Genomic DNA, 16,426 nt, shown 5'->3' with positions numbered 1-16,426 from the left:
CGGCAGGCCAAGCCGCGGCTATCCTTCGCGACCCTCAGGCAGGCAAGGCCCAGACATGCGCCGCAAACTCGTCGCTGGAAACTGGAAGATGCATGGTGCTCGTGCCGATTCGACCGAGCTGGTCGCTGCCGTGGCCCAATCCGTGCCGAAAGACGCTGATGTTGCCGTGATTCCTCCGTTCCCCTATCTGGCCGAGCTGGTCGCAGCCCATGCCGGAGATGGCCTGGCTTTTGGCGCCCAGGACCTCAGTGAACATGCTCAGGGCGCCTACACCGGCGAAGTGGCGGGCGCAATGCTGCGCGATGTCGGCTGCACCTATGTGCTGGTCGGGCATTCCGAGCGGCGCCAGTACCATGCCGAGACCAACGAGGTTGTGGCGCGAAAGTTTGTCGCAGCCCAGGCTGCCGGGCTGGTTCCGATCCTCTGTGTGGGGGAACTGCTGGAGCACCGGGAGGCCGGCGAAACCGAGGCTATCGTGGCGGCGCAGCTGGATGCCGTGCTCGATCTGGCCGGACTATCCGCATTCGCAGGGGCGGTAGTGGCCTATGAGCCGGTCTGGGCGATCGGCACCGGAAAGACGGCCTCGCCGGCACAGGCCCAGCAGGTTCATGCGTTCATGCGTGACAAATTTGCGGGGCAGGATGCTAGAATAGCGAGCTCGCTGCGGCTCCTTTACGGAGGCAGCGTAAAGGCCGCCAATGCTGCCGAACTGTTTGCCGAACCCGATATTGACGGCGGGCTGATTGGCGGCGCTTCGTTGGTGGCGGCCGATTTTATTGCTATTTGCGCGGCGGCAGCGTCTGCCGCAAACCAGGATTCCTGATTCAGATGCTTTCGATCATTGCCCAAGTTTTCTATGTGCTGATTGCCGTTGCGATGATCGCGCTGATCCTCATGCAGCGCGGCGCCGGTGCCGATGCAGGCTCCGGATTCGGCGGTGGCGCTTCCTCGACTGTCTTCGGTGCGCGCGGTTCAGCGAATTTCCTTTCGCGCAGCACGGCAGTTCTGGCCGGTTTGTTCTTCCTGCTCAGCCTCGGCATGGGCATGTATCACAGCCGTCCCGCTCTCGTTGAGGGCAGTACGGATGATCTTGGCGTGATGGCAGGCGTGGCTCCGGAAAGCAGTGAGCCGGCCACCGGCGATGTGCCGGCAGCCGTCCAGGCAAGTCCGGGTTCGACGGACGTGCCAGCGCCGGCGCCTGCACTATCCACGGACACGCCGGCCCCTGCAGCCGTCGCGCCTGCGGAACCGCAGCCGGATACAGCGGGGAAGGACGGAGATTGATGGCGTTGCCCAGGTGGCGGAATTGGTAGACGCACTACCTTGAGGTGGTAGCGGCGAGAGCTGTGGGGGTTCGAGTCCCCCCTTGGGCACCAACATCATAGACAACCGTCGTTGCCGCACACTGTGGCAACCGCTGATGCGTCAAACGGCGCGGAGGTGCATGTGCTAGTCGAGTATTTCCCGGTCCTGCTGTTTCTCGTGGTGGCCACTGGAATCGGCATTGCATTGCTGATTCTCGGCAATCTGCTCGGGCCGAAAAAGCCCACTGCGGAGAAGTTCGCGCCGTATGAGTGCGGCTTCGAAGCGTTCGAGGACGCGCGCATGAAGTTCGACGTGCGCTACTACCTCATCGCCATCCTGTTCATCATTTTTGATCTGGAAATCGCATTCGTGATTCCATGGGCCATCGTGTTCGACGAACTCGGTGTGTTTGGCCTGGCCGAAATGGGCATGTTCATCGGCTTGCTCGTGCTCGGCTTCGTCTATGTCTGGAAGAAGGGTGCCCTCGAATGGGAATGAGTGATTCCATTGCACGGGTGATGCACAACCCGACCCCGGGCGGTCCGGTCGACGACATCCTGCGCCCCGGTGAGGACAATCCGCTGATGGAACGCGGCTTTGTCACCGCGAGAATGGACGAGCTGGTCAACTGGGCGCGCACTGGCTCGATGTGGCCGATGACGTTTGGCCTGGCCTGTTGTGCGGTCGAGATGATGCATGCCGGCGCTTCCAGACTCGATCTTGATCGCAACGGCGTGATCTTCCGTCCTTCGCCGCGTCAGTCCGATGTGATGATCGTGGCCGGTACCCTGGTCAACAAGATGGCTCCGGCGCTGCGCAAGGTCTACGACCAGATGCCCGAGCCGAAGTGGGTCATCTCGATGGGCTCCTGCGCCAATGGCGGCGGCTATTACCACTATTCGTACGCTGTCGTGCGTGGTTGCGATCGCATCGTGCCTGTCGATATCTATGTTCCCGGCTGTCCGCCAACGGCCGAGGCGCTGATTCACGGCATTCTTCAGCTGCAGAAGAAGATCCGCCGCACCAACACCATTGCACGCTGAGGACGGCATGAGCGAACCCGCAACCCTGGCCCGTCATCTCGAAGTCAAGCTTGGCCACAAGATTGTCAGCACCAGCACCTCGCTGGGTGAGACGACGATCGAAGTCTTGCCTGAAAACTGGCTCAGTGTCTCGCGCAGCCTGCGCGACGAGGTGGAACTGGATTTCGATCTCTGCGTCGATGTCTGTGGCGTCGACTATCTCAGTCATGGCCAGACCGAGTGGGACACGACCGACGTCTCCTCGGAAGGATTTTCGCGCGGCGTCGAAGGCAAGGGGGCAGGGCGCTTCAGCTGGGCCGAGCGGCCGCGCGACACCCATATCCGGCATCGTTTCGCCGTAGTCGTGCATTTGTTGTCGCTGCAGAACAACCATCGGCTGCGCATGCGTGCTTTCTGCGAGGATGATGATGTCCCTGCATTGCCTTCACTGGTGGACATCTGGCCTGGCACGAACTGGTTCGAGCGTGAAGCCTTTGATCTCTATGGCATCGTTTTCGAGGGGCATCCGGATCTGCGCCGCATCCTCACCGACTACGGTTTTGTCGGGCACGCCTTCCGCAAGGATTTCCCGCTGATCGGCAACGTTGAAGTCCGCTACGATCCGGAAAAAAAGCGCGTGGTCTACGAGCCCGTGTCCATTGAACCGCGTGTGCTGGTACCGCGGACGATCCGCGACGACTCGCGCTACGAGCAGGCCAACGCCGAGCGCGAAGCGGGGATCAAGTAATGGAAGAGATCCGCAATTACACGATGAACTTCGGCCCGCAGCATCCGGCCGCGCATGGCGTGCTGCGCCTGGTGCTGGAAATGGATGGCGAGACCGTCGTACGCGCCGATCCGCACATCGGACTGCTCCATCGTGGTACTGAAAAACTGGCCGAGTCGAAGCCGTACAACCAGTCGATCGGCTACATGGATCGCCTCGACTACGTTTCGATGATGTGCAATGAGCATGCCTATGTGCGTGCCATCGAAAACCTGTTGCAGATCGAGGTGCCCGAGCGCGCGCTGTGGATCCGCACGATGTTCGACGAAATCACGCGCATCCTCAATCATCTGATGTGGATCGGATCGAATGGCCTCGACCTCGGCGCCATGGCCGTGTTCCTGTACGCATTCCGCGAGCGCGAAGAGCTCATGGATTGCTACGAAGCGGTCTCCGGCGCACGCATGCACGCCACCTATTATCGTCCCGGTGGCGTCTACCGGGATCTGCCCGCGCAGATGCCGAAGTACAAGGAATCACGCTGGCACAAGGGCAATGACCTCAAGCGCTTCAATCAGTGGCGCGAGGGCTCGATGCTCGACTATCTGGAATCGTTCTGCGCGGATTTCCCGAGCAAGGTCGACGAGTACGAGGAACTGCTGACCGGCAACCGCATCTGGAAGCAGCGCACCGTCGATATCGGCGTCATTTCCCCCGAACTGGCCAAGGCCTGGGGCATGACCGGGCCGATGTTGCGAGGCTCCGGCATCGCCTGGGACCTGCGCAAGAAGCAGCCCTATGCGAAGTATGCCGAGGTCGACTTCGACATCCCGGTTGGCGTCAATGGCGACTGCTACGACCGCTATCTGGTGCGCGTCGAGGAGATGCGCCAGTCCAACCGCATCATCCAGCAGTGCGTGGCCTGGCTGAAGGCGAATCCCGGCCCGGTGATCATCGAGAACTACAAGGTAGCGCCGCCCAGGCGTGAAGAGATGAAGGACGACATGGAAGCCCTCATCCACCACTTCAAGCTGTTCACCGAAGGCTATTGCGTACCCGCCGGCGAAACCTATGCCGCAGTCGAGGCGCCAAAGGGCGAATTCGGCTGCTATCTGATTTCGGACGGTGCGAACAAGCCGTTCCGTTGCAAGTTGCGTGCTCCCGGCTTCGCCCATCTGTCTTCCATGGACACGGTCGTTCGCGGTCACATGCTCGCCGACGTCGTCGCCATGATCGGAACCTACGATGTGGTGTTCGGGGAGATAGATCGATGAGTACGGGAATGGGGAATGGGGAATGGGGAATGGTTAACGCGGGCCTTCCTGCACGCCAAGATGTTCGCCCTGTTGCCGCTGCTCCTGCTCTCCGACTCTCGATTCCCAATTCTCGATTCCCGGCTCTCAAACCATGAAACCCACCGGAACCTACAACCAGATCAAGGACGTCGATCCGATGGCGGCGTTGACGCCGCATACGCGCCAGCATATCGACGCCTGGGTGGCGAAGTTTCCGCCGGATCGCAAGCGCTCGGCGCTGATCCAGGGCCTGTTCGTGACCCAGGAACAGAATGGCGGCTTCCTGACCGACGAATTGATTGTCGCGGTGGCGCGATATCTCGATTTGCCGGAAGTCTGGGCATTCGAGGTGGCGAGTTTCTACTCGATGTTCGAGACCAGCCCGGTGGGGCGCAACAACGTCGCCATCTGCACAAACATTTCGTGCTGGCTCAATGGCGCCGAGGATCTCGTGCGGCATTGCGAAAGGAAGCTGGGCACGAAGCTCGGCGAAAGCACGCCGGACGGTCGCATCTACCTCAAGCGCGAAGAGGAATGCCTGGCCGCCTGTTGCGGTGCGCCGATGATGGTGGTGAATGGCCACTATCACGAAAACCTCGATACCGAGAAAGTCGACAAGATCCTCGACGGACTGAAATAACCATGGCATTCGGACCCGCTCCAAAAGATCATCAGGTCGTCTACACCACGCTGCATTTCGATCAGCCGTGGACGCTGGACAACTACCTCAAGGTCGATGGCTACCAGGCATGGAAAAAGATCCTCGCCGAGAAGCCCGATCCGGTCACGATCATTGACGAACTCAAGAACAGTTCGCTGCGCGGTCGTGGCGGTGCGGGTTTCCCGACCGGTCTGAAATGGTCGTTCATGCCGCGCAACGCGCCGGGACAGAAATACATCCTGTGCAACTCGGACGAATCCGAGCCAGGCACCTGCAAGGATCGCGACATCCTGCGTTTCAATCCGCATTCGGTCATCGAGGGTCTTGCGATCGCCTGCTACGCGACCGGATCGACGGTGGCCTACAACTACCTGCGCGGCGAGTTCCACCACGAGCCCTACGAACATTTCGAGATGGCCCTGAAGGCGGCCTACGAAGCCGGCCTGCTTGGCAAGGACATCGGCGGTTCCGGCATCGATGTCGATATCCACACTGCCCTCGGTGCCGGCGCCTACATCTGCGGCGAAGAGACCGCGATGATGGAGTCGCTTGAGGGCAAGAAGGGGCAGCCGCGATTCAAGCCCCCGTTCCCGGCCAATTTCGGTCTGTACGGAAAGCCGACCACGATCAACAATACCGAGACCTACGCCTCGGTGCCGGCGATCCTGCGCAAGGGCGCCGACTGGTTTCTCAATGTCGGCAAGCCGAACAACGGTGGACCGAAGATTTTCTCTGTCTCCGGCCATGTCGCCCGACCCGGCAACTACGAGATTCCATTGGGCACGCCGTTCGCCGATCTGCTGGAAATGGCCGGCGGCATGCGCAACGGCGCGAAGATCAAGGCGGTGATTCCCGGTGGCTCGTCGATGCCGGTATTGCCCGGTGAAACGATGATGGCCATCACGATGGATTACGACGCGATCCAGAAGGCCGGTTCGGGCCTCGGTTCGGGGGCGGTCATCGTCATGGACGAAAGCACCTGCATGGTGCGCGCCTGCCAGCGCATCGCGCGCTTCTACTACGCCGAATCCTGCGGTCAGTGCACGCCTTGCCGCGAAGGCACCGGCTGGATGTACCGCATGCTGACGCGCATCGTCGAAGGCAAGGCGCAGATTGGCGATCTCGACACCCTGAAAGCCGCCGCCGGCCAGATCGAAGGCCACACCATCTGCGCGTTCGGCGAAGCCGCCGCATGGCCGGTCCAGGGTTTCCTGCGTCATTACTGGCACGAGTTCGAGTATTTCATTACCCACGGGCGATCGATGGTCGAAGCTTCGATGGAGGCTGCAGCATGATGTCGTTCGCTGTGCTCACGACTTGGGATTGGGAATTCGAGATTCGAGATTCGCTGGAGCGGTTCGCGGCGATTTTTCGAATCCCGAATCCCGAATCCCGATTCCCGTGCCGTAAATCAATCCCGGCTCCCACAGGAGCCAACCCATGAGCGCCCAGCCGATCAAGGCCGACGTCCCGCCCGATCACGTCACCATCGAGATCGACGGCAAGCAGACGTTTGCGCCGAAGGGTTCGATGATCATCCAGGCGGCTGACCGCCTCGGTATCCCGATTCCGCGTTTCTGCTACCACGAAAAACTCGCGATCGCCGCGAACTGCCGCATGTGCATGGTCGAAGTCGAGATGGGTGGCCGGCCGATGCCGAAGCCGCAGCCGGCTTGCGCCACGCCGGTAGCCGACGGCATGAAGATCCAGACCCAGTCGCAGCGCGCACTGTCCGCGCAGCGCAACGTGATGGAGTTCCTGCTGATCAACCATCCGCTGGATTGCCCGATATGCGATCAGGGAGGCGAATGCGAGTTGCAGGATCTCTCGATGGGCTATGGGCGCTCGGTCAGCCGCTTCGTCGAACGCAAGCGCACGATCGCCGATGAAAACCTCGGTCCGCTGGTCGAAACAGAAATGACCCGCTGCATCCAGTGCACGCGTTGTGTGCGCGTCATGGCCGAAGTGGCGGGCACCTACGAGCTAGGCGGCATGGAACGCGGCGAACGCCTGCAGATCGGCACCTATGTCGGCAAGCCGCTGATGAGCGAACTTTCCGGCAACGTCATCGACGTCTGCCCGGTTGGCGCGCTGACCAACAAGCCATTCCGTTTCAAGGCGCGCGCCTGGGAACTGATCGCGCGCGAATCGATCGGCTACCACGATGCGCTTGGCTCGAACCTGTGGCTGCATACGCGCCGCGGTGAGGTGTTGCGTACGGTGCCGCGAGACAACGAGTCGGTCAACGAATGCTGGTTGTCGGATCGCGATCGCTACAGCCACGAGGGTCTGCGATCCGCCGACCGCGCGACAACACCGATGATCCGCAAGGACGGCAAGCTTGTGGCGACGAGCTGGACCGACGCCATGGCGTTCGTTGCCGAACATCTGCGCAAGGCGGGTGCCGAGCTCGGTGCCCTGGTCGCGCCACTGGCTTCAAGCGAGGAAGGGTTCCTGCTTGCGCAGCTGGTGCGCGGACTTGGCAGCGATGACATCGACCATCGCCTGCGCCAGAGTGATTTCTCCGATGCACCACATGCGAGCGCGTTCGAAACGCCATTCGCGGACATTGAAAAAGCCGAGGCTGTCCTGTTGATTGGCTGCAATCCGCGCCATGAAATCCCGCTGCTCAACCACCGTCTGCGAAAGGCCGTGAACGCGGGCGCCAAAGTCCACGTCGTCAACCCGCTCGATTTCGATTTCAACTTCAAATTGGCCGGCAAGCAGATCGTTGCGCCTGGCGCGATGGTCGGTCGCCTGCTGGGTCTGGCAAGGGCGGCCAATGACGCCGGCAAGCTTCCGGCGTCATCGGCGCTGGCCAGCGAACTATCCCGGGCTGAAACCAGCGAATCCGCCCAGACCATCATCAAGCTGTTGTCCGATTCCGGCGCTGCGGCAATCATCCTTGGCGAATCGGCGCTGCAACACGCCGAGGCCGCCTGGTTGCGCGCGGCGGCAAGGTTCATCGCACGCGCCACGGGCGCCGGCTACAACGAGATACCTTCTGGCGCAAACGCCATCGGCCTGTCCGATGCAGGTTGTCTGCCGCAGAAGGGGGGTCGGGCGGCCGCCGCAATGATCGCGAATCCGCCGAAGACCCTGGTTGTCTATCATGCTGGCTCGGCAGATTTCGCCACGCCGGCGGCATTCGACCAAGCTTGCGCCAAGGCGGATTTTCATTTGCATATCGGTGCCTATGCGGGCGAAAACGTGCGCAACACCGCGCATGCGATCCTGCCGATAGGACTTCCGCCCGAGATCGATGCCAGCTACACGAATATCGACGGTGTCGTGCAATGCGTGGCGGCCGGTTCGAAGCTGCCGGGTGAAGCGCGACAGGGATGGAGAGTCCTGCGAGCGCTCGGCTCCGCGCTGGCGCTTGAAGGGTTCGGCTTTACCGAGATCGCCGAAGTGCGTGAGCGCATGGTCAAGGTGCAGGCAGCAAGGGCCGAACCGGGTGATCGCAAGTCCGAGCCGGCGCAGAAGGGGCTGTTCGAGCGTATCGCCACGACTGCCATCTATCGTGCCGATGCCGTACTGCGTCGCTCGGCATCACTCAATGCGCATCCGTTGACACGTGGTGCAATGGTTTCCCTGAACCCTGCCGATGCGGCGTCGCTCGGCTTCGAGAATGGCGATCAGGCTTGGGTCGAGAAAACACCGCTTGCCGTGCGGCTGGACGCGGCCGTGCCTGAAGGTGCGGCCTGGATCGAAGCGGGGTATGCGGAAGTCGCCAAGCTTCCTGCCCATGGCGCGTTGCTCAGGATTGCGAGGGCCGCGGCATGATCGACACGATGCGCGACAGCCTGCTTGGCTACGGCGACACCGGAATGACCCTCTGGATCGTTCTGAAGATCCTCGCGATTGCCGTTCCGGTGATCATCGCGGTGGCCATGTTCGTGTACTGGGAACGCAAGGTCATCGGCTGGATGCATGTGCGCATGGGGCCGAACCAGATCGGCCCGTTCGGCCTGCTGCAGGCATTCGCGGATGTCTTCAAGCTGCTGTTCAAGGAAGTTGTTCTTCCGGCCAATGCGAACAAGACCCTCTATTTCCTGGCGCCGATGATTGCGCTGGTGCCGGCATTTGCGGCGTGGTCGGTGATTCCATTCGATGCCGGCCTGGTACTGGCCAACGTCAACGTCGGTCTGCTGCTTTTGCTGGCGATGACCTCGCTCGGTGTCTACGGCATCATCCTCGCGGGCTGGGCATCGAACTCGCGCTACGCGATGCTCGGCGCAATGCGTGCGGCGGCGCAGACAGTCTCCTACGAAATCGCCATGGGCTTTGCCCTGGTTTGCGTGATGATCCTTACCGGCAGCCTCAACCTGACCGATATCGTGCTCGCGCAACAGGGAAGCATGGGATTCTTCGACTGGTACTGGTTGCCGCTGTTCCCGGTATTCATCATCTACTTCATCTCGGGTGTCGCCGAGACCAATCGCGCACCCTTCGATGTGGCCGAGGGCGAGTCAGAAATCGTCGCCGGCTTCCACGTCGAGTACTCCGGTTCGGCATTCGCGATCTTCTTCCTTGCCGAATACGCAAACATGATCCTGATCGCCTTCCTGGCCGCCGTCCTGTTCTTCGGCGGCTGGCTCAGTCCATTCCAGGGCTGGATCACGGCCGACGTGCCGTGGATCGACTGGATCTGGAAGGGCGGCTGGCAGTGGACCTTCGCCAAGGCATTCTTCTTCAGCTTCTTCTATCTGTGGTTCCGCGCTTCGTTCCCACGCTACCGATACGACCAGATCATGCGCCTGGGCTGGAAGGTGTTCATTCCGATCACGATCGCCTGGGTGATCGTCGCGGCCTGCCTGAAGTACTTCGGCCTCGTCACGATCGGCGCATGAGCAAGCAAGGAATCCGAATCTACTCATGAACAGAGTCATCCACTACTTCAAGAGTCTGCTGTTGCTGGAGCTGCTGGCCGGCCTCTGGTTGACCATTCGCTACATGTTCAAGCCCAAGTACACGATGCGCTATCCGGAAGAGCACATTCCGAAGTCGAATCGTTTCCGCGGCCTGCATGCACTGCGCCGCTATCCCAACGGCGAGGAACGCTGCATTGCCTGCAAGCTATGCGAAGCGGTTTGCCCGGCCCTGGCGATCACCATCGATTCGGAAATGCGCGAGGATGGTACGCGGCGCACGACGCGCTATGACATCGACCTGTTCAAGTGCATCTTTTGCGGGTTCTGCGAGGAATCCTGCCCGGTCGATTCGATCGTCGAAACCCACCTGCACGAATACCACTTCGAGCAGCGCGGCGAGAACGTGGTCAACAAGATCCAGCTGCTCGCCATTGGTGATCGCTACGAGGGCGAGATTGCTGCAGCGCGTGCCCAGGATGCGGCATTCCGATGAGCAGACACGGAGAATCCAATGACATTTGAACTGGTCTGCTTCTATTTCTTCGCCGCGGTCGCCGCGCTGGCCGCGCTGGCCGTGATCAGCGTGAAGAATCCGGTCGTGGCTGCCTTGAACCTGGTGCTGACCTTCTTTTCGATGGCCTGCGTCTGGTTGCTCGCGCAGGCAGAATTTCTCGCTGTCGCACTTGTACTGGTCTACGTCGGTGCAGTCATGGTGCTGTTCCTGTTCGTCGTCATGATGCTCGACGTCGATTTCGCGCCGGTGCGCGAAGGCTTTGTCCGCTTCCTCCCGGTTGGAATCGTCGTGGCCGTGGTCATGCTGGTCGAAATGCTGATGATGATCGGCGTGCGTACCTTGCAGATGGCGCCAAACGATGACCCGGCTGCCCTGGCCGGCATGACCAACATGGGTTGGCTCGGCCGCACCCTGTTCCGTGATTTCCTGCTGCCATTCGAGGTGGCTGCCCTGATCCTGACCGTCGGTCTGATCGCCGCGATCCCGTTGACCCTGCGCAAGCGCAGTGGCATCAAGTCGCAGAATCCCGCACGTCAGGTCATGGTCAAGCGTGAAGATCGCATCCGCCTGGTCAAGATGGATGCGGTGAAGAAAGGGGACGCGACACCATGATCACACTGGCGCACTTCCTCACCCTGGCGGCGATCCTCTTCTGCATCGCCGTGGCCGGCGTCTTCATCAACCGCAAGAACGTCATCGTGTTGCTCATGTGCATCGAGCTCATGCTGCTCGCTGTCAACACGAACTTCATAGCGTTTTCGCGATTCCTCGGAGATCCGTCGGGGCAGGTCTTCGTGTTCTTCATCCTTACCGTGGCTGCGGCGGAAGCTGCAATCGGTCTGGCCATCCTCGTCGTCCTGTTCCGCAATCGCGCGACCATCGACGTGACCGACATCGACAGTCTCAAGGGTTGATTGATGATGCTCGACAAATCCATTCTGCTGACGATTGTCCTCGCCCCGCTGTTCGGCGCCGTGCTGGCCGGCCTGTTCGGCAGGCGCATCGGTCGAGTCGGCGCCCACAGCGTGACGATCGCCGGTGTCGGCTTGAGCTGCGCGCTGTCGATCTACGTGCTTTACGAGCTGGTCTGGGGTGGCGCGCAGGTCTTCAATGAGAATGTCTACACCTGGTTCCAGATTGGCAGCACCAGCGCCAATATTGGCTTCCTCATCGATCGCCTGACCGCGATGATGATGGTTGTGGTCACCTTTGTTTCGCTGATGGTCCATGTCTACACCATCGGCTACATGGCCGAGGATGACGGTTACCAGCGCTTCTTCAGCTACATCGCGCTGTTCACCTTCTCGATGCTGATGCTGGTCATGAGCAACAACTTCCTGCAGCTGTTCTTCGGCTGGGAAGCGGTGGGCCTGGTGTCCTACCTGCTGATCGGATTCTGGTTCAAGCGCCCGAGCGCGATCTTCGCCAACATGAAGGCCTTCCTGGTCAATCGCGTCGGTGATTTCGGGTTTCTGCTCGGCATTGCCGGCGTGCTGATGTGGTTTGGCGGCTCGCTCGACTACGCCACGGTGTTCGCCTACGCGCAGGATCCGGCGGTCGACATGGGCGCGCGCTCGGTCGAGTTGATTGCCGGTCATCCCTGGCAAGTCGCGACCATCGTTTGCGTCTGTCTGTTCATCGGCGCGATGGGCAAGTCCGCGCAGGTGCCGCTGCACGTGTGGCTACCTGACTCGATGGAAGGCCCGACCCCGATTTCCGCCCTGATCCATGCGGCCACCATGGTTACTGCGGGCATCTTCATGGTCGCTCGCATGTCGCCGCTGTTCGAGCTCAGCGACACTGCACTGACCTTTGTTCTCGTGATCGGCGCCACCACGGCCCTGTTCACCGGTCTGATCGGCATCGTGCAGAACGACATCAAGCGCGTGGTCGCCTATTCGACCCTCTCGCAGCTTGGCTACATGACGGTTGCGCTGGGCGTGTCGGCCTATTCGGCCGGCGTGTTCCATCTTATGACCCATGCTTTCTTCAAGGCGCTCCTGTTCCTTGGGGCAGGTTCGGTCATTATCGCCATGCACCACGAGCAGGACATGCGCCACATGGGCGGCCTGCGCAAGTACATGCCGATCACCTGGATCACGATGTGGATTGGCTCGCTGGCCCTGGCCGGTGCCCCGTTCTTTGCCGGGTTCTTTTCCAAGGATGCGATCATCGAGGCGGTGCACGAGTCGCATCGCGCCGGTGCCGGTTATGCCTATTTCTGTGTGCTGGTCGGCGTCTTTGTCACGGCGCTCTACAGCTTCCGCCTGCTCTACATGACCTTCCACGGCAAGGAGCGCTTCACGGTCGATCCGCTGAAGCAGCATCACGGCCATGATGACCACGCCCACCATGAACCGGGCCAACTCGTGCACGCGCCGCACGAATCACCCTGGGTCGTCACGGTTCCGCTGATCCTGCTTGCGATTCCGTCCATCCTGATCGGTGGCTTGACCATCGGCCCGATGCTGTTCGGCGACTACTTCGGCAATGCGATCTTCGTGCGCGATGCAAACGACGTGCTCGGCGAACTTGGCAAGGACTTCCACGGCGCCACGGCCTTTGTCTTGCACGGAGTGATGGCGCCGCCGTTCTGGATCGCCGTGGCCGGCTTTGTCACGGCAACCTACATCTGGCTGATCAATCCCGGCATTGCCGACAAGGCGCAGGCCGCATTGCGACCGGTCTACAACATGCTGTCGAACAAGTATTGGGTCGACAATCTTTACCAGGCAGTGTTTGCGCGTGGCGGCATCAAGCTTGGCCGCGGCCTCTGGCGCGGCGGTGACGCTGGCCTGATTGATGGCGCCATTGACGGATCCGCCAGCCTGATCGACCAGCTCTCGGCCATCGTGCGGCGAGTCCAGTCCGGCTATCTCTACCACTATGCGTTCGCGATGATCCTCGGCCTGATCCTGCTGCTCGGCGGATCGTGGTGGCTGTTCACGCGAATTGCCGCCTGATTACGGGGAATGACGACCATCATGGCTCAATGGCCTCTACTCAGCGTGCTGATCTGGTTGCCGATTGTCGGCGCCGTGCTTGTACTCGCACTCGGGCGTGATCCGCGCGTGGCGCGCTGGCTCAGCGTGCTGGTCGCCCTGGCGACGCTGGTTGCCAGCATCCCGCTCTACCTTGGCTACGACGCGCCTGTCGGCGGCATGCAGTTCGTCGAATCACACGCCTGGATAAACGCGCTGAATGTGTTCTACGCACTGGGCGTCGACGGCATATCCGTCGCCCTGATTGTGCTGACCACGTTCACCAGCGTGCTCGTGATCATCGGTTCATGGGGCCCGATCGACAAGCGCGTGTCGCAATACATGGCCGCAATGCTCGCCCTGGAAGGCATGCTGATCGGTGTCTTCGCGGCCACGGATGCGCTGCTGTTCTACGTGTTCTTCGAGGCCATGCTGATTCCGATGTTCATCATCATCGGAGTCTGGGGTGGTCCGCGACGGGTCTATGCAACCCTGAAGTTCTTCATCTACACCTTCCTCGGTTCGATCTTCATGCTGATCGGGCTGATCTACCTGCACATGAAGACCGGCGAGTTTTCCCTGCAGGCATTTGCCGAAGCGCCCCTGGGCGCAACCGAGCAGGCCTGGCTGTTCTTCGCATTCCTGATCGCGTTCGCGATCAAGGTGCCGATGTGGCCGGTGCACACCTGGTTGCCCGATGCCCACGTCGAAGCGCCGACCGGTGGCTCGGTGATCCTGGCCGCGATCATGCTGAAGGTCGGCGGCTATGGCTTCATCCGCTTTTCCTTGCCCATCACGCCGGATGCCTCGCAGGAATATGCCTGGGTGGTCATCGCGATGTCGTTGGTGGCCGTGGTCTACATCGGCTACGTCGCCCTCGTCCAGGAAGACATGAAGAAGCTGATCGCGTACTCGTCGATTGCGCACATGGCGTTTGTCACGCTCGGCATCTTCATCGTGCTTTCGCTGGTTCGCGTCCACGAGAATCCGGACGCTGCCCGCCTCGGCTTGCAGGGTGCGATGGTGCAGATGATCTCGCACGGATTCGTATCCGGCGCCATGTTCTCGTGCATCGGCGTACTTTACGACCGGCTGCACTCGCGCATGATCCGGGACTACGGTGGCGTTGTGAATGTGATGCCGGCCTACGCCGCGTTTTTCGTGCTGTTTGCGATGGCCAATTGCGGCTTGCCCGGGACCAGCGGTTTTGTCGGCGAATTCATGGTCATCCTGGCTGCGTTCCAGGACAACTTCTGGGTCGCTGCGGTGGCCGCATTTACCTTGATCATTGGCGCCGCCTACACGCTATGGCTGGTCAAGCGCGTGATCTTTGGTCAAGTGACCAATCCCAAGGTAGAGAAATTCAAGGACCTCGATGCGCGCGAGTGGATTGTCCTCGGCTCCTTCGCGGCCGCTGTACTCGCGGTTGGCATCTACCCGAAGCCCTTGACCGATCTGATGGACAGCTCGGTGTTGCAGATCGTCAACGCAATGATGCTGAGCAAGGCCTGAGAATACGATGACCATGCAATTCAATCCCGCCGATCTGGTCGCCATCCTGCCCGAGCTGATTCTGCTCGGAGGTACCTGCGCGATACTCCTGATCGACCTGTTCATCAAGCCGACCCAGCGCAACGTCACCCACTGGCTGTCGATTGCGGCGTTGGCCGTAACGGCTGTTTTCGTCTGGCGCGGTGCACCCGCTGCCGGGCAGGGCGCAGTCGCGTTCAACGGCATGTTCCTGCACGATGGCATCAGTGTGGTGCTCAAGCAGTTCATCCTGCTGATGAGCGGTCTTGCCTTGCTCTACGGTCGCAATTACATGCGTGACCGCAAGTTGCTGATCGGCGAGTTCTATCTGCTGATCCTGTTCGCGACCATCGGCATGATGCTGTTGGTCTCGGCGGGCAGCCTGATCACGGCCTATCTCGGCCTTGAGCTGCTTGCGCTTTCGTCCTACGCGTTGGTCGCGCTGAATCGGGATTCATCGGTATCTGCCGAAGCCGCGATCAAGTACTTCGTGCTCGGTGCACTGGCCTCGGGCCTGCTGTTGTACGGCATGTCGATGATCTATGGCGCGACCGGCACGCTGGATCTGGCCCGCATCAGCGCATCAATTGGACAGGTCGAGCATCCCGGCTGGCTGGCCTTTGGTCTGGTCTTCCTCGTCGCCGGCATTGCATTCAAGCTCGGTGCCGCACCGTTCCACATGTGGCTGCCCGATGTGTACCAGGGGGCACCCACCGCCGTCACCGTGTTCATCGGTTCGGCGCCGAAGCTTGCCGCATTCGGGCTGGCCTATCGGCTGCTCGAAGGCGGACTTGGCGGACTCGGCGAGCACTGGACCCAGATGCTGGCCATCCTTTCGGTGTTCTCGCTGGTCATCGGCAACCTGTTCGCGATTGCGCAATCGAACATCAAGCGCATGCTCGCCTATTCAACGATTTCCCATGTCGGCTTCCTGCTGCTCGGTTTCGTCGGTGCGACTCCTGCCGGATTCTCGGCGGCCATGTTCTATGCGATCAGCTACGCGCTGACCGCTGCCGTTGCCTTCGGAATGATCGCGCTGCTGGCACGTACGGGTTTCGAGTGCGAGGAAATCGACGATTTCAAGGGTCTTAATCAGCGCAGCCCCTGGTACGCAGGCATCATGGCCATCGCCATGTTCTCGCTGGCCGGCGTGCCGCCGCTTTTCGGCTTCTTCGCCAAGCTGCTCGTCCTCAGCGCCGCCGTCGACGCCGGTTACCTCTGGCTGGCCATCGTCGCCATCGTGTTCGCGATCATCGGCATCTACTACTACCTGCGCGTCGTCAAGGTGATGTACTTCGACGCGCCAGCGGATTCCGATCAGCTCCCGCTGCCGACCGATCTGCCGCTGCGTTGGGTGATCTCGCTGAATGGTTTGGCCCTGATCGTGCTCGGGCTGGCCTGGGGGCCATTGTTCGACTGGTGCAATCGGGCGTTTGGCGTCTAGCCTGTTCCGGTGAGTTCCAGCGAACAGCCTGGGTCGATCGAGATTTCCAGATCGCTTCCTTCGATGGATCGCG

Annotated in this window: 16 protein-coding genes and 1 tRNA gene; all 17 read left to right on the top strand. The window is 61.0% G+C overall.

From position 1 onward, the window contains the following. The first annotated feature begins 55 nt into the window (after positions 1-55). The 17 genes from tpiA (at position 56) to nuoN (ending at position 16,353) form a co-directional block, all read left to right on the top strand. Positions 56-823, top strand: coding sequence for a triose-phosphate isomerase (tpiA, locus tag R3F00_RS12140; protein ID WP_371282055.1), 768 nt, complete (start codon positions 56-58; stop codon positions 821-823). 5 nt (positions 824-828) lie between these two features. After that, entirely contained in the window at positions 829-1,284 is a 456-nt protein-coding gene (gene secG, locus R3F00_RS12135) for a preprotein translocase subunit SecG (protein ID WP_371282054.1), read from the top strand. A 7-nt stretch (positions 1,285-1,291) separates the two neighbouring features. Then, positions 1,292-1,376, top strand: a tRNA-Leu gene (locus tag R3F00_RS12130). A gap of 70 nt (positions 1,377-1,446) precedes the next feature. After that, positions 1,447-1,803 (top strand): NADH-quinone oxidoreductase subunit A, encoded by a 357-nt coding sequence (locus tag R3F00_RS12125; protein ID WP_371282053.1) that lies wholly within the window; start codon positions 1,447-1,449, stop codon positions 1,801-1,803. After that, positions 1,794-2,348, top strand: a complete 555-nt coding sequence (locus R3F00_RS12120; protein ID WP_371282052.1) for an NADH-quinone oxidoreductase subunit B family protein — start codon at positions 1,794-1,796, stop codon at positions 2,346-2,348. The genes R3F00_RS12125 and R3F00_RS12120 overlap by 10 nt, the downstream gene beginning before the upstream one ends. Positions 2,349-2,355: 7 nt before the next feature. Beyond that, positions 2,356-3,075 carry an NADH-quinone oxidoreductase subunit C gene (locus R3F00_RS12115; RefSeq protein ID WP_371282051.1) on the top strand — a complete coding sequence of 240 codons (720 nt, stop codon included), beginning with the start codon at positions 2,356-2,358 and terminating at the stop codon, positions 3,073-3,075. Next, a complete protein-coding gene (locus R3F00_RS12110; protein WP_371282050.1) occupies positions 3,075-4,328 on the top strand; it encodes an NADH-quinone oxidoreductase subunit D in 1,254 nt (417 codons plus the stop codon). Before R3F00_RS12115 ends, R3F00_RS12110 begins: the two co-directional genes overlap by 1 nt. Before the next feature lie 133 nt (positions 4,329-4,461). Beyond that, positions 4,462-4,989, top strand: a complete 528-nt coding sequence (nuoE, locus tag R3F00_RS12105) for an NADH-quinone oxidoreductase subunit NuoE (protein ID WP_371282049.1) — start codon at positions 4,462-4,464, stop codon at positions 4,987-4,989. A 2-nt stretch (positions 4,990-4,991) separates the two neighbouring features. After that, complete coding sequence (nuoF, locus tag R3F00_RS12100; RefSeq protein WP_371282048.1) at positions 4,992-6,305, top strand: NADH-quinone oxidoreductase subunit NuoF; 1,314 nt, start codon at positions 4,992-4,994, stop codon at positions 6,303-6,305. A 145-nt stretch (positions 6,306-6,450) separates the two neighbouring features. Further along, the gene (gene nuoG, locus R3F00_RS12095) at positions 6,451-8,796 is read left to right on the top strand and encodes an NADH-quinone oxidoreductase subunit NuoG (RefSeq protein WP_371282047.1); all 2,346 of its coding nucleotides are present in this window, start codon (positions 6,451-6,453) and stop codon (positions 8,794-8,796) included. After that, positions 8,793-9,863: an NADH-quinone oxidoreductase subunit NuoH gene (gene nuoH, locus R3F00_RS12090; RefSeq protein ID WP_371282046.1), complete on the top strand. Its 1,071-nt coding sequence runs from the start codon at positions 8,793-8,795 to the stop codon at positions 9,861-9,863. The genes nuoG and nuoH overlap by 4 nt, the downstream gene beginning before the upstream one ends. 25 nt (positions 9,864-9,888) lie before the next feature. Beyond that, complete coding sequence (gene nuoI / locus R3F00_RS12085) at positions 9,889-10,377, top strand: NADH-quinone oxidoreductase subunit NuoI (RefSeq protein WP_371282045.1); 489 nt, start codon at positions 9,889-9,891, stop codon at positions 10,375-10,377. An 18-nt stretch (positions 10,378-10,395) separates the two neighbouring features. Continuing rightward, the gene (locus R3F00_RS12080; RefSeq protein WP_371282044.1) at positions 10,396-11,010 is read left to right on the top strand and encodes an NADH-quinone oxidoreductase subunit J; all 615 of its coding nucleotides are present in this window, start codon (positions 10,396-10,398) and stop codon (positions 11,008-11,010) included. After that, on the top strand, positions 11,007-11,312 hold the full coding sequence (gene nuoK, locus R3F00_RS12075) for an NADH-quinone oxidoreductase subunit NuoK (RefSeq protein WP_371282043.1): 306 nt from the start codon (positions 11,007-11,009) through the stop codon (positions 11,310-11,312). The genes R3F00_RS12080 and nuoK overlap by 4 nt, the downstream gene beginning before the upstream one ends. A 3-nt stretch (positions 11,313-11,315) precedes the next feature. Beyond that, positions 11,316-13,361, top strand: a complete 2,046-nt coding sequence (gene nuoL / locus R3F00_RS12070; protein WP_371282042.1) for an NADH-quinone oxidoreductase subunit L — start codon at positions 11,316-11,318, stop codon at positions 13,359-13,361. Between the two features lie 21 nt (positions 13,362-13,382). Beyond that, positions 13,383-14,891, top strand: coding sequence for an NADH-quinone oxidoreductase subunit M (locus R3F00_RS12065; protein ID WP_371282117.1), 1,509 nt, complete (start codon positions 13,383-13,385; stop codon positions 14,889-14,891). Between the two features lie 13 nt (positions 14,892-14,904). Then, entirely contained in the window at positions 14,905-16,353 is a 1,449-nt protein-coding gene (gene nuoN / locus R3F00_RS12060) for an NADH-quinone oxidoreductase subunit NuoN (RefSeq protein ID WP_371282116.1), read from the top strand. Positions 16,354-16,426 lie beyond the last annotated feature (73 nt).

The organism is Dokdonella sp., from assembly GCF_041395345.1.
Taxonomy (GTDB): domain Bacteria; phylum Pseudomonadota; class Gammaproteobacteria; order Xanthomonadales; family Rhodanobacteraceae; genus Dokdonella.
Note: the sequence above shows the minus strand (reverse complement) of the source record. Positions and strands in the feature narration are given on the sequence as shown.

Bases quoted from the DNA above. Each gene is read 5' to 3' on its own strand.
- tpiA (WP_371282055.1), top strand. From the start codon at position 56: ATGCGCCGCAAACTCGTCGCTGGAAACTGGAAGATGCATGGTGCTCGT.
- secG (WP_371282054.1), top strand. From the start codon at position 829: ATGCTTTCGATCATTGCCCAAGTTTTCTATGTGCTGATTGCCGTTGCG.
- R3F00_RS12120 (WP_371282052.1), top strand. From the start codon at position 1,794: ATGGGAATGAGTGATTCCATTGCACGGGTGATGCACAACCCGACCCCG.
- R3F00_RS12115 (WP_371282051.1), top strand. From the start codon at position 2,356: ATGAGCGAACCCGCAACCCTGGCCCGTCATCTCGAAGTCAAGCTTGGC.
- R3F00_RS12110 (WP_371282050.1), top strand. From the start codon at position 3,075: ATGGAAGAGATCCGCAATTACACGATGAACTTCGGCCCGCAGCATCCG.
- nuoE (WP_371282049.1), top strand. From the start codon at position 4,462: ATGAAACCCACCGGAACCTACAACCAGATCAAGGACGTCGATCCGATG.
- nuoF (WP_371282048.1), top strand. From the start codon at position 4,992: ATGGCATTCGGACCCGCTCCAAAAGATCATCAGGTCGTCTACACCACG.
- nuoG (WP_371282047.1), top strand. From the start codon at position 6,451: ATGAGCGCCCAGCCGATCAAGGCCGACGTCCCGCCCGATCACGTCACC.
- nuoH (WP_371282046.1), top strand. From the start codon at position 8,793: ATGATCGACACGATGCGCGACAGCCTGCTTGGCTACGGCGACACCGGA.
- nuoI (WP_371282045.1), top strand. From the start codon at position 9,889: ATGAACAGAGTCATCCACTACTTCAAGAGTCTGCTGTTGCTGGAGCTG.
- R3F00_RS12080 (WP_371282044.1), top strand. From the start codon at position 10,396: ATGACATTTGAACTGGTCTGCTTCTATTTCTTCGCCGCGGTCGCCGCG.
- nuoK (WP_371282043.1), top strand. From the start codon at position 11,007: ATGATCACACTGGCGCACTTCCTCACCCTGGCGGCGATCCTCTTCTGC.
- nuoL (WP_371282042.1), top strand. From the start codon at position 11,316: ATGATGCTCGACAAATCCATTCTGCTGACGATTGTCCTCGCCCCGCTG.
- R3F00_RS12065 (WP_371282117.1), top strand. From the start codon at position 13,383: ATGGCTCAATGGCCTCTACTCAGCGTGCTGATCTGGTTGCCGATTGTC.
- nuoN (WP_371282116.1), top strand. From the start codon at position 14,905: ATGCAATTCAATCCCGCCGATCTGGTCGCCATCCTGCCCGAGCTGATT.